Source organism: Cohnella hashimotonis (genome assembly GCF_030014955.1).
GTDB lineage: Bacteria > Bacillota > Bacilli > Paenibacillales > Paenibacillaceae > Cohnella > Cohnella hashimotonis.
Map to the genome: position 1 here is coordinate 7,396,634 of NZ_JAGRPV010000001.1, position 14,300 is coordinate 7,410,933.

Here is a 14,300-nt window from a genome sequence, read left to right on the forward strand (position 1 = left end):
ATGACAGGGAGAGGGCAGACCTTCCCCCTCCCCATTTTCCGTTCGACTGCTATTGCCGTTGATTGAAACGGTCGAGCGCCGCCTGACGAACTTTGATCGCCTCGTCGATGCCCATTCCCTTGATCGTGTCGACGAACTTGTCGAAGTTATCGATCGGCTCGGTGCCCATGATGAACTTGTTGATCATCTCGTCCCGGTACGTCTTGACGTCGTTCATGATCGAGGACGTCTTGGAGCTCTCGTCCGCCGTGAGGGTCACCAGCGGCATCTCCTTGCTGTGGTCCGCCTGCGACCAGACCTGCTGCGCCTCGCGCTGCTCCGGCATCGTGAAGTACTGCTCGATGTAGCGCTTATCCTGCACCATCGGACCGTTGAAGCTGGCAAGGAAGTATTTGGCCATCGCTTGCGTGACCGGCAGCTTATCCGGGTTGTTCATGATCAGATCAGTGTATTTCGGATAGCCGTTTTCCATCTTGTAGCTCTCGCCTTCGATGCCGAAGTTGAACAGCATATGGCCTTCCTCGCCGTATTTGTAATCGAGCCACTTAACGATCTCCGCCGGATTCTTCGCCGAAGTCGTGATCGCCGCGCCGATGCCCGTGAACGGCATCGTATATTGGCCCATGACCTTGTCGCCCGCTTGCAGCCCCGGATAAGGCGCGCCGACGAGCTTGAAGCCTGGCGTATTCACCTGGGTAAGAGAGGTATAGCGGGAGATGCCGCTGCCGGGATACGCGGACAGCGCGCCGAGCTGGTTGTTCGTGACCTTCGCGTCCTTCAGCTTGCCGTCGGTCGTCGCATAGTCCTGATCGATCAGGCCTTCCTTGTACCACTTGGCCATCGTAGCCAGGAATTCTTTGAATTGCGGCTCCACCGGGCCGTACTTGATCGTGCCGTTGTCGTTGTAGAAGTCGGAGCCGATGCCCCAAGCCCCTACGAACAAGTGGTTGAAGTCCATATCCGCGATCGAGAACAAATAAGGGATCTCGTCCTTCTCGCCGTTGCCGTTCGGGTCTTTGTCGCGGAAAGCCGTGAGAACCGTCTCCCATTCCGCCAGCGTCTTCGGCACCGCAAGGCCCAGCTTATCCAGCCAGTCCTTGCGCAGCACCGGACCGTTCACGACGGCAAGGATGGGATCTCCGAGCAGGAACGGCATGACGTAGATGTTGCCTTCGTCCGTCGTGACCAGCTTGCGGAATTCCGGATTTTCCGCCAGCACCTTGGACAGATTCGGCGCGTTCTGCTCGATCAGCTCGTTGAGCCGGAGGATCTGTTTGTCCTTGATCAGGCTGTCCGGTCCTTTGGCGGCGCCGGCCCATCCGAATTCGATCACGTCCGGAAGCTTGCCCGAGGCGAGCATCAGGTTGAACTGATCCAGCTCCTGGCCCACCGGCGGATGCTGGAAATCCACCTTCGTGCCCGTGATCTTTTCCATTTCCTTGTATGCGGCGATCTCATTATAGTTTTTCATGGTGGCGGCTACGTTCGGGTTGAGCGACACCCAATAAGTAAGCGATTTCGGAAATCCGACTTCCTTGGCTGGCTCCGCTCCCTTGGACGCTGCCGTCGTCCCCGCGGCCGCGGCCGCCGTCGAAGCGCCGGGGGAAGTATCTTTTCCGTTGCACCCGGTCAATAACGCTGTCATCAATGAAGCTGCCGCTACTGAGGTTGTAAGCACTTTCAGAACATTCTTCATTCCTTTAACCCTCCCGTATGTTTCGTTCGCGGCTTGCGTGCCCCGCCACTTCACTCTAATTTGAACAAGAGCGGTCTGCCTACAGTCCGTTGACTGAAGTCCTAACCGCTCTTCATATGGGCGACCAACCGATTTTCAGCTGAACTAACCGTTCTTCGTCGAACCCGCTCGCTGCGCGGTTTCCCGGTACTTTCCAGGGGTAATTCCTTCGAGCTTCTTGAACACGCGGATAAAGCCGATATCGGTCGCGTACCCGACCTGCCGGGCCACCTGAAGGACGGACAGCTCCGATTCGGCGAGCAGAAGCTTCGCCTGACGAATGCGAATCTCCGTCATATAGTCGGTCAAGTTCACGCCGTTCTGCTTTTTGAAAAAACCGGAGATGTACTGCGGCGTCATGCCGAAATGATCGGCGATCGAGGTCAGGCTAAGCCCGTTGTGCGCGCAGTTGTCGACGATATATTGCTTGAGGCTCTCGCTCAGCCGATCCTTTTGGTCCGTCCTCGCCTCCAGGACGCTGTCGCAGACGGCCCGGCAGAGCGACTTGAGCCGGCCGAGCATATCCTCCGCCGATTTGCCCGCGGCTACGAACTTGGCGGGATCCTTGATGGCAGCCGGAAGCTGCTCTTCGCCGAGCTTCAGCGCGTGAATGACCTTCAGCATCGTGCTGAGCAGATCGAAGAAAAGCGCCTTGCCCATCTCCGGCGTGATCACCCCGCTCCCCATGTTCGTCTCGTACAATTCGTCCAGCAGCCGCAGGGCGTCGTCGCAGGCGCCGCTTTTCATATAGTTGATGAGCTGCGACTCGATCTCCATCGGATAATCGTAGTAGCTTCGCCCGCTCCGGTCGATCTGCTCGTAATAAATGACGGAATCCGCGCCGTGAATGATCCGGTAGTCCAGCGCGTTCACCGCCTCCGTGTAGCAGCGGCTGGCCTCCCGCAAGCCGGAACGGACCGAGCTGATGCCGATGGCGATCTTCATATGGAATCGTTCTTCAACGACCCTTTTCAGACTATCGACCAGCTCGCCCAGGTTCTCCCCGCTTTCCGGCACGCTTAGCAGCAGCGCCAGCCGGTTTAACTCCATCTCGGCCGCGTAACCGCTCTCTCCGATAAACTCGCTGCTTACGTTAAAAAGAAACCGCACGAGCGCCCAGTCCCATTCGCCGCCTTCGCGCAGGAATTCGCCGCTCTCGTCCAGCTCGACGAGCATCACTCTGAACTCCTCATGCGGGAAGCGAATGCCCATGAAGGCCAGCGATTCCTTCGTCAAAGCCGCCGTCTCCGCCTGCCCCTTCAGCAGCCGGGAGAGAAAGTGGGCGCGTACGACGGGAATGTATGCGTTCAGCTGTTCCTTGGCTTCCTCGCTATCCGCCAACGTCTGGGCGATCGACGTCTTGATGAATTCATATTCGTTCAGCTGAGCGGGCCGCTCCGCGTTTTTCCCCTTCATCAGGGCGTACATCATATCCTTGATCGGGCTGTAGCTCCGATACGCCATCCAATAGGCGGCCAGCGTCCCCGCCCCTACGGCAAGCCCCAGCAGCACCAAGGCCCATACTTTAATATCGTTCACCCGGGCCAGCACGACCTTTTCGGGCACGAGCGATATGTACTTCCAACCGCTTTTTCCTGTCGTAAACGAGATCAGGTCCGCGTTATCCTTCTTATAACCGTTGCCCGCCCGGAGCCACTCGTCCCGGAATTCCTCCGGAAGCTGCCCGCTGCCGGACGTAGACAGGATGACCCGATCGTTTTCGTCCAGAATAAACATGGAGCCGCTGTTCGCCCATTCGATCTGCTTCAGCAGGTCGAAAAACTGCCGGTCCTCGATCATCATCACCAGGGTGCCCCAGATGTGCTGCTCGTCCCCCAGCGGCAGAGATACCGCGCATAGAATGACGTTCTCCGTCGACGCGTCCACCTTCAGCTGCTGGACCGGCCAGAACGTCTTGAAGTGATAGTCCCCCAGCAGCTCCGAACGGATCCGGCTCATGCTCAACCCGGGGAACACGTACAGATTGTTGAAGTACAGGTTTGTATCCGTTTTCATAGATGGCGTTAAAATGACGTCCTGCTCGCGCAAATGGATGAAGAAGTCGTCGACGAAGCCGGTGCCGCTGCGAATGTTTTTGAGCGCCTGCACCGCCTCTTGGTACTGGACGTACTTGCCGCTCTCTTCGATCGTCCACATCGTCTGCAGCTTGGGATGCGTCGCGACCTGCACGATCAATTGATCGATATCCATCAGACGATTATCGGCCACCTGCCGGACCTGCTCCAGCATCGCCAGATTCGAACGACTCGCATTCTCGATCATCCGGGTCTCCATCCGCGTGTACAAGACGGCGGAGAACGAGACGGGAATGATCAAAATGACGATGTACGAGAGCCATAGCGTCAAAAAAACACTTTTGCGATTGCGCAGCACCGCGACTCCTCCCTCTGGTACGAAATGGCACAGCCACCGGAAAGTATACGATGGGAAGAAGTGTAACATAGGATACCGGGCGTGAATAGTCGATCTCATTCAACTATAGAGGTACGACAAAACATCGCACGGACATTTTCTTGTCCTGGCGATGTTTTTTAGAACTGCTATTTGTCCTTCCGTTCTTATAAATAGCGCGAGACGAAGTGTCGGTAGGGAGAAGTAGCCGGGATCGCATTCGCCAGCCGAGTGAGACAGGCTTGCATCTCTCCGAAGCACGTTCTGCCTAACCAATCTTCCTCCAGCAGTTCCTCGGGCAGCATGGGATCGTTCAGACTCAAGTCCGCCATCCTCTCCCCCAATTCCAGGAAGCGAACGAAGGCAGACAAACCGTCATCCGAATCTCCGATCTGTCCAGCGGCGATCACCGGCAGGAATTCCGAACGCAGCCAAGCGAGCTGCTTCTCATAAGTCTCGTTCAACGCGTCCAAGCGCCACAGCTGCGTGGCTTGCCGAGGGGTTGGGGCTCCGTGGACGAACGCGCCCCTCGACATAGTCACCCGATCGGCCAAGCCATGATGCTCCGCGAAGCGGAGCGCTTCCGCCGCATAATCCCAAGGCGAGATATAGACGCTCTTATATAAACCCCCGAAGCCAAGTTGCAGCAGATCGCCGCGGAACGCGTCGCGTTTCTTCCGCTCCGTCTCCGGCACCTCGAACAGGACGCTCAGCCACCGCCCGTCCCAGCGCCGGTCAAGGAGCTGCGGTTTGCTGTTGATTCCCGTGAGGAAGCTCATGCCCGCCTTCGTGAGCGAATACCGCGAGCGCTCCGGGGAGTGAACGTACCCTTCCCTTTTAAGCCTTGCTAGCGCGTTCCGGACGATCTGATGATCGACGCCCCGCGCCTCGTATATCTCGACAAGGAGTTTCACGTCGATGCTCTCCGCCGAGGAGATCAGAAATAGCACTTGCTTCTCCAGCGATATCAGTGTGTCTCGCCCCCAGCATAAAAAATCGACGCAAAAACAATTGACAGGTCATGTCGGTGATTATAATATGAATTAACACGAACGTACATATTTTTATTATAAAAGTGAGGGATTCCTATGCACATCCGCTATCACGGGCATTCCTGCATCCAGTTGACCGACGGGGCTCACTCCGTCCTGATCGATCCCTTCATCAGCGGGAATCCCCATGCCGCGACGAAGGCGGAAGACATTCAAGTCGGACATATTCTCCTGACGCATGGTCACGACGATCATATCACCGATGCCGTATTCGTTGCAAAGAGAAACAACGCTCCGATCGTGGCGGTAGAGGAGCTGGCCGAATTCATGGCGGGACAGGGGGTATCCGCGGAACCGATGCACGTAGGAGGAAAATGGATATTCCCGTTCGGCCGCCTCTACCTGACGCAGGCCACGCATACTTCTTCCGTGCGCGCACCGGACGGGCAGCGAATTTATGCCGGCGTTCCCGTTGGTTTCATCGTCGAGATGGGAGGCAAAGTCATCTATCACGCGGGGGATACGGGCCTATTCGGGGATATGCGTCAGCTCGGGGAACGGTTCGATATCGATGTCGCGTTCCTGCCGATCGGCGGGCGGTTCACGATGGGACCGGAAGAGGCGCTGTTGGCAGCGGAATGGCTCCGCGCGCGGCACATCGTGCCGATTCATTACGATACCTTTCCGCCCATCCGCCAGGATGGCGAGGGATTCGTCCGAAGACTGAACGACATGGGAATGACGGGAACGGCCATGAAGCCGGGATCCGGGCTGACTATCTATTAACCGCAGATGGCGGAACGAGGGGCGAGAGCGATGCCGATCCTTTATACCTTTTATCACATTATGCTGCCTATCTTGATTCCCATTGGCATCGGGGCGCTGCTGCACAAGAAGTTTAAATTCGAGCTTGGCAGTTTCTCCAAGCTGATCCTGAACTATTACGTTCCCGCGCTCGCTTTTGTCAAAATTTACGAATCGAAGCTGTCGGCGGGGCTGGTCGTGTCCGTATTCGGTTTTTTGCTGCTTCAATTCATCGTTATCGTCATGATCGGATATGGCGTCAGCCGCGTCATGGGCTATTCAAGACCGATGGCCGCAAGCTTCTCGAACAGCGTCTCCTTGACGAACAACGGGAATGTGGGCATTCCCATCAACGCCATGGCCTTCAAGCAGGATCCGTTCGCCATGTCGATCCAAGTCATCGTGGTCGTCTTCGAGCTGTTCGCCACCTTCACGTTCGGGCTGGTGAATGCCAGCAAAGCGACCGCAGGCCTGAAGGGCGCATTGATTCAATTCTCCAAGATGCCGGTCCTGTACGCCATCGTGGCAGGCGCTCTGCTTCGCGTCTTCGACATTCCTCTCCCCGAGCCTATCGTGACGCCGCTGGATCAGATCGCTGCCGGCATGCTGTCGTTCGCCCTCGTGTCGATCGGCGCGCAGATGGCGTCGGCGAAGCTTCAGCAGAACACCTCGGCCGTCCTTCTGAGCAGTCTCGTCCGGCTGGTCGTCTCGCCGCTCTGCGCTTTCGCGTTGATCCAACTGCTGCAGCTTCACGGCGTTGCCGCTCAAGCCTTGTTTATAGCCAGCGCGATCCCCACTTCGCGCAACAGCGCGGCGCTGGCGTTGGAATACGGTAACGAGCCGGGGTTTGCCGCTCAAGCGGTGCTCTTATCCATGCTGCTCAGCAGCGTGACGCTCACTGTAGTGGTCGATTTGGCCATGCGGCTGTTTTGACGCTCAAACGCTTGACCTGCAGTCTCGCGTGTATCAGGAGATCGCGATATAAATCTCCGCCTGTCCGTTGTTCGGATCGACCTGAGGGCCATAATACTCAAAATCGCCCGTAAAAGTCCGCTCGTTGCCGGGCTGCTGCGACCACTGCCAGATCTCTCCCCATGTCCGCTGCACCGCCTCGATGATCGGCCCTCTCTCCGTGACGAATACAGCGTATTGGGCGGCAGGCACGACAAAGGTTTTAACGGACTCCATCTGTATAACCGGCAAAGTGTCCCCCACGTGCACGCCGACCATGACTTCATACGTTCCGAGGTGGCCCTGCTCATAGTTAAAGTAGCACCCGTAGAGACCCGGAGATAAAATATGCGCCCCCAGTTGCGCTTCGATCCGATTCGCGTAAAACCGCTCATACAGCATCCCTATTTTGCCTGCACCGCTTAATTCCGCCGCATTTGTCGTGACCGTACTGATTCCGGCCAATAGGAAGGAAGGTCGTTCTTCGATACGTACAGGTTTTTGATTCATGGTCAATCACTCCTTTATCTGCATGCGCCCAGTATAAACAAACCAACCTGACAGCTTCCTGTCAGGTTGGCGCGCGGCTTTTATATTTTTCTGCAATATGCGCTGCGCGGCTGGCGATAATCTCGCGCAGATGAACAGGCTCTATGACCTCTACTTGATGACCCAAGCCGAGAATAAACCGGTACAGCCATTCGTCTTGCGGATAGGCCTTCTTCACCTGCCATCTGCCGTCCGCCGCCGGCGAGAGCGCCTCGATCCCGAACCATTCCTCCGCCAGATGACGGGCATCGTCATCGAATCGCAGGACGATCTCCTTCGCCTGAGGCAGTTCGCCGCTCGGGCTTCGGGCCGAGTCGTGCGTCTCCGGCGGAAGCTGCCTGCGGACGAATGTCCGTCCCGGGGCGATCTCGAGGTCTTTCATTCGCAGCAGCTTGAACAGTCTGAACTGCTCCTTTTCCAGACAATAGGCTTGCAGGTACCACTGCCTTCCCTTTAACACGAGCGTATGCGGCTCGATCTGCCGGCGCGATAGCTCGCCCTCTGCGTTGGAATAGGTGAGTCCCACGGTTAGGCAGCTATCTATCGCCTCTTTTAAAAGCTGCAATTTGGGCTGCAGCCTCTCGTTGCCGTCCCAAGGCGCATAGTCGATCCATACGCTGCTTGTCTTATGATGGAATTCCTCGGCGTAATCAGGCGCGACTACGCTGTTGATTTTCTCCATAAGGCGGAGATGCTGCTCGCTGCCGTACGAGGTCGAGATGCTTCTAAGCGCGGTGACGATGGCGGCAAGCTCGTCGTTGGTCATCACATTGCGATCCAGACGGTAGCCTTCCGTCAACCCGATGCCGCCGTTCGTTCCCTGGTAAGTGACGACGGGAATGCCGGCGGCATGAATGGCTTCGACATCGCGGTAGATCGTTCGAACGGACACTTCGAACCGCTCGGCAAGCTCCTTGGCTTGCACCATACGGCGATTCATCAGAAGGATGATGATAGACAAAAGTCTCTCGAGTTTCACTTCGTGCCCCCCTGGCGCGGTCTCGCTTTGGATCTATTCTATAAGGTATTTGGTAATTCCGGCAATTCAAGCGGGCTCATCGCGCTAGATTTCTCCCAAGGAACCTGGCTAACACGCACTTTTGCACGATAGACTGCACCTTAGCGCCATTCTGGCCGGGAATGCTGCACTTTGCAGGATAGCGGGGATATCGCGCTCTCTACATGAGGGCAGCCCCTTGGCAACGACACATTGACAACGCTTTAAATCCCTGTGTATGATTAGAAAACAAGACATAAACGCGCGTTCACAACCAGACGAAAGACTTCCACTTCAACTCGAAGGAAGGACAGACCGCTCATGCAAAACCCGCTCTCGTTCGACGGCTTCATCCAGATCGCCATCGAAGACGACCTCGGCGTCAATCTGAACGTCAAGCCGCGGGCCTAGCCCGTTCGGCGCAGACAAGGGAGGCAAGCGCTATGAACCGCTTAAAGGAGCCGCGCAAGCTCGATATCAACCCGATCGTCAGCATCCTGGAGACGGTCGACATTCAGAGCGGCGAGCGCCGCGTCCTGGCCGAGTTCGATCATCTGATCGAAGCGCCCAATTGGACCCGCGACGGCAGCCGGCTGATCTACAACAGCCAGGGACGCCTATACGAATACGATCTTGCCGCGGGGAGCAGCCGGGCGATCGACTCGGGCTTCGCGGTTCAATGCAACAACGATCACGTCCTGTCGCCCGACAACGACCGCATCGCCGTGAGCCACCATACGTTCGAGGACGGCCAGTCGCGCATCTACGTGCTGCCCTTGCAGGGCGGACATCCCGAGCTCGTCACGCCGATGGCCCCCAGCTACCTGCACGGCTGGTCGCCCGACGGCAGCACGCTCGCTTATTGCGCGGAGCGGGACGGCGAATATGACATCTACACGATCCCGGCGAACGGCGGCATCGAGACGCAGCTGACCGACACACCGGGCTTGAACGACGGACCCGAGTATTCGCCGGACGGCCGGCATATCTGGTTCAATTCCGTACGGTCCGGGCTCATGCAGGTATGGCGCATGAACGCCGACGGCAGCGAGCAAGTCCGCATGACGACGACCGAGGAGAGCAACAACTGGTTTCCCCACGTCTCGCCGGACGGACAATGGGTCGTCTATATCGCCTACCGCAAGGGCGACGTCGCGCCCGGCGATCACCCTGCGAACAAGCACGTCGAGCTACGCTTGATGCCCGCCGCCGGCGGGGAATCCCGCACCCTCGTCTCCTTGTTCGGGGGACAAGGCACGCTTAACGTAAATTCCTGGGCGCCAGACAGTCGCACCTTGGCGTTCGTTAGCTACCGGCTTGCCAAGTAATCATTTTTCGCGTCATCGAAAAGGCCGCAAGCACATCCATCTCGTCTTTAAACGAAGGGAAGCAAACACCGCAATGGCGTTTGCTCCCCTTTTGCCTTACGTTTCCCTCGTCCGTAATGATGTCGTTAATCCACGACGTTAAACCACCCCGGGACATTAGTGATCATCCCCCACATCTTATCCGGAATCCGCAACTCCTTTTGCGAAGAGCGCGAGAGCAGCGTCGTGATTTCCGCTTCGCGACCGGACCGAACCTTTTCGATCCAATCCGGATTCAACAGCATGGCATGGCCGAGCCCCACTAAAGGGATGCCGGTTCCGAGCGCCTGAACGACATCTTCCGGCGTCCATAAGCCGCCGACGCCGATAACGGGCACGCGCGCTCCTACTCGTTCTTGGATCATGACGACCCTCGACTTCGCGTTGTTCTCCTCTCTCCTCGGACCGGCCCAGAAGCGATCTACGGATATGTGTATAAAATCCAAGCCTTGTTCCGCCAGCACATGCACGAATCGAAGCGTATCGGCCATCGTAATTCCAGGGTTTTCATTCTCTTCGGGAGATAAGCGATACCCGACGGCGAACGGCGATGAAGCGTGCTTAGCAACCGTATCCTTCACCCGTTTAATCACTTCGAGCGGGAAGTTCATGCGCTTCTCCAACGTCCCGCCCCACTTGTCTTCCCTGCGGTTCGAATGCGGCGAGAAAAATTGCTGTAGCAAAAAGCCGTTGGCGCCATGAATCTCGACCCCGTCAAAGCCCGCTTCAATCGCTCTGCGAGCGGCCTGGGCGAAATCATCGATGACCGCTTCGATCTCCGCTTCCGTCATCGCCTTGGGTACGGCCACCCCCTCGCGCTCTGCCGCGACTGCGCTGGCGCCAAGCGCTTGACCGCCCGGGAGCAAGGCAGGATTGCTCAACCGGCCGCCATGAAAAAGCTGAATGAACGCCTTGGTTCCATTTTTCCGGATGACGGACGCCAATTTCGTCAATCCCGGCAGCAAGTCGTCGTTGTCGATGGCGAATAAGTTCTCCCCCAGCTTGCCGGATTGCGACACGAGCGCGCTGGAGGTGAACAGCGTGCCGATTCCGCGGGAACGGAGCTCGTAATACGCCAGTTCGTCGTCCGTCACTTCTCCGTTAACGGCGGATGCCATAAGCGTCATCGGCGCCATCGTCACTCGATTGTCGACGGTTACGCCCGAAGGGAATTGGAAGGATGCGAATAAAGGTTCGTAAGATTTGTTCATGTTCATTCTCCTTTTAAAGGTTGTATTATTAAGGACCACTCGGTCCATAATAAGCATCATAGTTATGGACCAAAAGGTCCATAATGGCGAAAAAGAAAACGAACTATCATTCGCGTTCGTTCAGCTTTTCCAGTGCAACGGATATGAAATCCTCCAAGACATCTCGCTTGGCTTGCGCTCGGATCATGACGTTAATTCCTTGCAGAGATACCGTAAGGAAGCGAGCGAGTTTGCGAGAATCAAGTCCGGCGCGGAGCGAACCGTTTTCTTTGCCTCGCTCGATCGTCTGCCGGAAAACCTCCTCGATATTGTAAAAGTCGCTCTCCACCATCTCTTGCAGCTTAGGGTCATGGGGAGCCAACTCAATGGCTTCATTTGCGGTCATGCAGCCCATCTGACTTCCCTTGCCGTCCAGCACCGTCTTAAATGCGTTTGTGAGCGCCAGGTAAGCATCAGGCTGACTCAAGCCTTGGGTCAAGCCGTCCATACGATCCTTCTTATACAGCTGGAATGCCCGGAGAAACAGCTCGCGCTTGCTTCCGAACGTTTCGTACAGGCTGCTCTTGCTCAGCCCCGTCGTTTGAAGCAATTCGGCCAACGAGGTGGATTCATAGCCTTTTGACCAAAATAGCGCCATAGCCTTCCTTAGCACGTCTTCCTCATCGAAATTGCGCGGACGGGCCATCTTGCATCACCTCTTAAGCAGCAGTATACACTATTATGGACCGTTTAGTCCATAACCATGTGTGCATGCCTCGTATCAAGTTGATTCCATGTCGGCTGCGGGACGTCAAAAGTACATCGCCGGGCGCTGACCGCGCGGCGATGTACTTTTGACGTCGATGACGTTATGCCTCTTTCGGGTCTTCCTTGTCTTCCGTACCGATCGGATTGTCCGCATACGCTCTTAGGACTAGGTGGCATCCTGCTGTTCCAGCCATCTCAAAATCTCTTGGTTTGTTTCTTCCGGCTTTTCTTCCATAATCCAATGACCGCAATCCAGATTAACCACTTCCACATTGGGCACGAACTTTTTCAGGTTTTCAGACTTCTGGACCATATCCCGGTCGCCGTAGATCATGAGGGTCGGCTGTTGGATGATGGGGTTAACCTCCGCCAATAAACGCCAGTTGCGGTCAAGGTTCCTGTACCAATTTATGCTGCCCGTGAACCCTGATGTTTCAAAAGCGGAGACGAAAACGGCCAGCTCGCTGTCGCTCATCAAGGGCTCGCCCAGTGGTGTCTCTGCTCTGGCGAGATTGATCAACGCCATTCCTGGCTGAGGCTCTGTGGGAGGCTCGTTCTTCCTGTACAGGTTACGAAGAAACCGGAACGTATTGTCTTCGAATACGGCGTCCGCGACGCCTTGCTGTCGATTGAAGTGGACGAAATAGAAGTCGCCGCCAAGTACTTCCTCCATGAACTCGATCCAGGGCTTTTCTCCGCGCTCTTGGTAAGGCAAGCTCAGATTTATCACTTTGTTTACACGGCTTGGATGCAATAAGGTCAGTCCCCAAACAACAAATGCACCCCAATCATGACCGACAAAGGTGGCCTCTGCGTATCCATAGTGATCGAGAAGTGCGATGAGATCACCCGACAAGCGTTCAATGTCATAGTCTGTTACTTCGGTCGGACGGGATGAGTTGCCGTAACCCCGCTGGTTTGGGACGATGACATGATAACCCGCTGCGGCAAGGACGTGCACCTGATGGCGCCAAGAAAAGGCATGCTCTGGCCAGCCGTGACAGAGGACAATAGGTTTTCCGGCATTTTGTCGGCCTGCTTCAAAGACTTCGAGTTCCACACCGTTGACTGAAATCGTGGTGGGCTTGGGAAAATCGGTTGGATTAAACATTGCATGGCTCCTTACATCATTTTCTGTAATTCGCTCGATACCTTATTGGCTGAAATCAAAACCTCCTTCTTGTGATACATGTAGTTTAATGGACTAAAGGTGACGTCTTTATGTCACCATTCTGAATTCATGTAGAAAAAAGAGAGCATTTATGGACAAAGTGGAGAGACTCATTTCGAATGATGAAAAAAGGGGTTGTTTCTACAAAAGTTATAAGAATAGACTCTAATAAGGTCATGTTGCAAACACTTTCTAGAAGCCACCTGTTGACTTAACGTTGACTTCTGCGCATAAAAAGCAGAGCAATGGCAACCCTCTCGCCCTGCTCTGTACGCATCTTCACAACCTACTATGTACTTTTCAGCCTTTACTCTTCCCCACCGCCACCGGATTTCCCGCATGACCAGCTTCGGACCGGCTAAGGCCGCCCCTTCTCGGTTCGACCCTCTTGGTGTTGAATTCGGATACACTAAACAAGCCGCCAAGGCCCTCGGGCTACATGGCGGCTTATTTGCTGTATTTACTGCTATGCCTTTCTCTGTTCTTACTCTTCCCCCGTCGCAATCGGGCTCTCCCCATACGAGATCCAATCGCTCCAGCTTCCCGCATACAGCTTCACATCCGTGAAGCCCGCTTCGAGCAGCGCCATAACGTTCGGCGTGGCGGTGACGCCCGAGCCGCAATAGACGATGACTTCGCCGTCCTGACTGAGGCCGGCGAAGCGTTCGCGCTGTGCGGCGGCGGACTTCCACTTGCCGTCGGCGTCGCGGCCTTCGCCGAAGGGGCGGTTGATCGCGCCCGGGATGTGGCCGGCCTTGCGGTCGATCGGCTCGACTTCGCCGCGGTAGCGGGCGCCTTCGCGCGAATCGATGAGCGCGACGGCCTCGGCCTTCGACCCGACGGCTCCCGCCGCCTTCGCAGCCACGACTTCGCGCACGCGGTCCACGTCCGCGAGCAGCTCCAGCCGCGGCGACGGCAAGAACGTCGCCGGCGCGACGCCCGGCGTCTCCGCCGTCACGGCGTGGCCCGCGCGCTGCCAGCCCGCGAAGCCGCCGTCGAGCACACGCACGGCGTCGTGGCCCGCGTAGCGCAGCAGCCACCACAGCCGCGACGCCATCGCGCCGCCCTGGTCGTCGTACGCGACGACCGTCGTGCCCGCGCCGATGCCGGCCCTGCCGAGCGCCGCGGCCAGCGCGTCCAACGCGGGCAGCGGATGCCGCCCGCCGTGCTCCCCGACCGGAGCGGACAAGTCCCGCTCCAGGTCCAGGTATACGGCGCCCGGAATGTGCGCCTCTTCATAAGCCGCGCGGCCCGCATCGGGCTGCCCGAGCACAAATCGGCAGTCTGCGACGACAAGTCCCGGTTCGCCAAGCCTCGCCGCCAGCTCCTCCGCCGCGATTACGTACTTGCTCATACCCGCTCCC

General features: G+C 56.8%; 12 protein-coding genes. 3 read left to right on the plus strand and 9 right to left on the minus strand.

The genetic code is table 11. The features are described 5' to 3' along the window. Positions 1-49: 49 nt before the first annotated feature. The 3 genes from KB449_RS29460 to KB449_RS29470 form a co-directional block, all read right to left on the minus strand. Positions 50-1,696, minus strand: a complete 1,647-nt coding sequence (locus KB449_RS29460) for a type 2 periplasmic-binding domain-containing protein (RefSeq protein WP_282911763.1) — start codon at positions 1,694-1,696, stop codon at positions 50-52. A gap of 144 nt (positions 1,697-1,840) precedes the next feature. Then, entirely contained in the window at positions 1,841-4,129 is a 2,289-nt protein-coding gene (locus KB449_RS29465) for a helix-turn-helix domain-containing protein (RefSeq protein ID WP_282911764.1), read from the minus strand. Between the two features lie 185 nt (positions 4,130-4,314). Continuing rightward, positions 4,315-5,061 carry a PaaX family transcriptional regulator C-terminal domain-containing protein gene (locus KB449_RS29470; RefSeq protein WP_282911765.1) on the minus strand — a complete coding sequence of 249 codons (747 nt, stop codon included), beginning with the start codon at positions 5,059-5,061 and terminating at the stop codon, positions 4,315-4,317. 174 nt (positions 5,062-5,235) lie between these two features. Here KB449_RS29470 and KB449_RS29475 point away from each other — a divergent pair, with 174 nt between their 5' ends. Continuing rightward, on the plus strand, positions 5,236-5,925 hold the full coding sequence (locus KB449_RS29475; RefSeq protein WP_282911766.1) for a metal-dependent hydrolase: 690 nt from the start codon (positions 5,236-5,238) through the stop codon (positions 5,923-5,925). A 30-nt stretch (positions 5,926-5,955) separates the two neighbouring features. Further along, positions 5,956-6,876 (plus strand): AEC family transporter, encoded by a 921-nt coding sequence (locus KB449_RS29480; protein ID WP_282911767.1) that lies wholly within the window; start codon positions 5,956-5,958, stop codon positions 6,874-6,876. A 33-nt stretch (positions 6,877-6,909) separates the two neighbouring features. Here KB449_RS29480 and KB449_RS29485 read toward each other — a convergent pair whose 3' ends face one another. Both KB449_RS29485 and KB449_RS29490 read right to left on the minus strand, forming a co-directional pair. Further along, complete coding sequence (locus tag KB449_RS29485) at positions 6,910-7,404, minus strand: GyrI-like domain-containing protein (RefSeq protein WP_282911768.1); 495 nt, start codon at positions 7,402-7,404, stop codon at positions 6,910-6,912. A gap of 61 nt (positions 7,405-7,465) precedes the next feature. Further along, entirely contained in the window at positions 7,466-8,422 is a 957-nt protein-coding gene (locus tag KB449_RS29490; protein WP_282911769.1) for a helix-turn-helix transcriptional regulator, read from the minus strand. A 461-nt stretch (positions 8,423-8,883) separates the two neighbouring features. Here KB449_RS29490 and KB449_RS29495 point away from each other — a divergent pair, with 461 nt between their 5' ends. Further along, positions 8,884-9,768, plus strand: coding sequence for a TolB family protein (locus KB449_RS29495; RefSeq protein ID WP_282911770.1), 885 nt, complete (start codon positions 8,884-8,886; stop codon positions 9,766-9,768). A 125-nt stretch (positions 9,769-9,893) separates the two neighbouring features. On the opposite strand, the gene KB449_RS29500 is transcribed toward KB449_RS29495, so the two are convergent. The 4 genes from KB449_RS29500 to KB449_RS29515 form a co-directional block, all read right to left on the minus strand. Next, a complete protein-coding gene (locus KB449_RS29500) occupies positions 9,894-11,018 on the minus strand; it encodes an NADH-dependent flavin oxidoreductase (RefSeq protein ID WP_282911771.1) in 1,125 nt (374 codons plus the stop codon). Positions 11,019-11,124: 106 nt separating this feature from the next. Then, positions 11,125-11,703, minus strand: coding sequence for a TetR/AcrR family transcriptional regulator (locus KB449_RS29505; protein ID WP_282911772.1), 579 nt, complete (start codon positions 11,701-11,703; stop codon positions 11,125-11,127). Positions 11,704-11,931: 228 nt separating this feature from the next. Then, positions 11,932-12,876 carry an alpha/beta fold hydrolase gene (locus KB449_RS29510; protein ID WP_282911773.1) on the minus strand — a complete coding sequence of 315 codons (945 nt, stop codon included), beginning with the start codon at positions 12,874-12,876 and terminating at the stop codon, positions 11,932-11,934. A 544-nt stretch (positions 12,877-13,420) separates the two neighbouring features. Continuing rightward, positions 13,421-14,290, minus strand: coding sequence for a sulfurtransferase (locus KB449_RS29515; RefSeq protein ID WP_282911774.1), 870 nt, complete (start codon positions 14,288-14,290; stop codon positions 13,421-13,423). Positions 14,291-14,300: the final 10 nt, after the last annotated feature.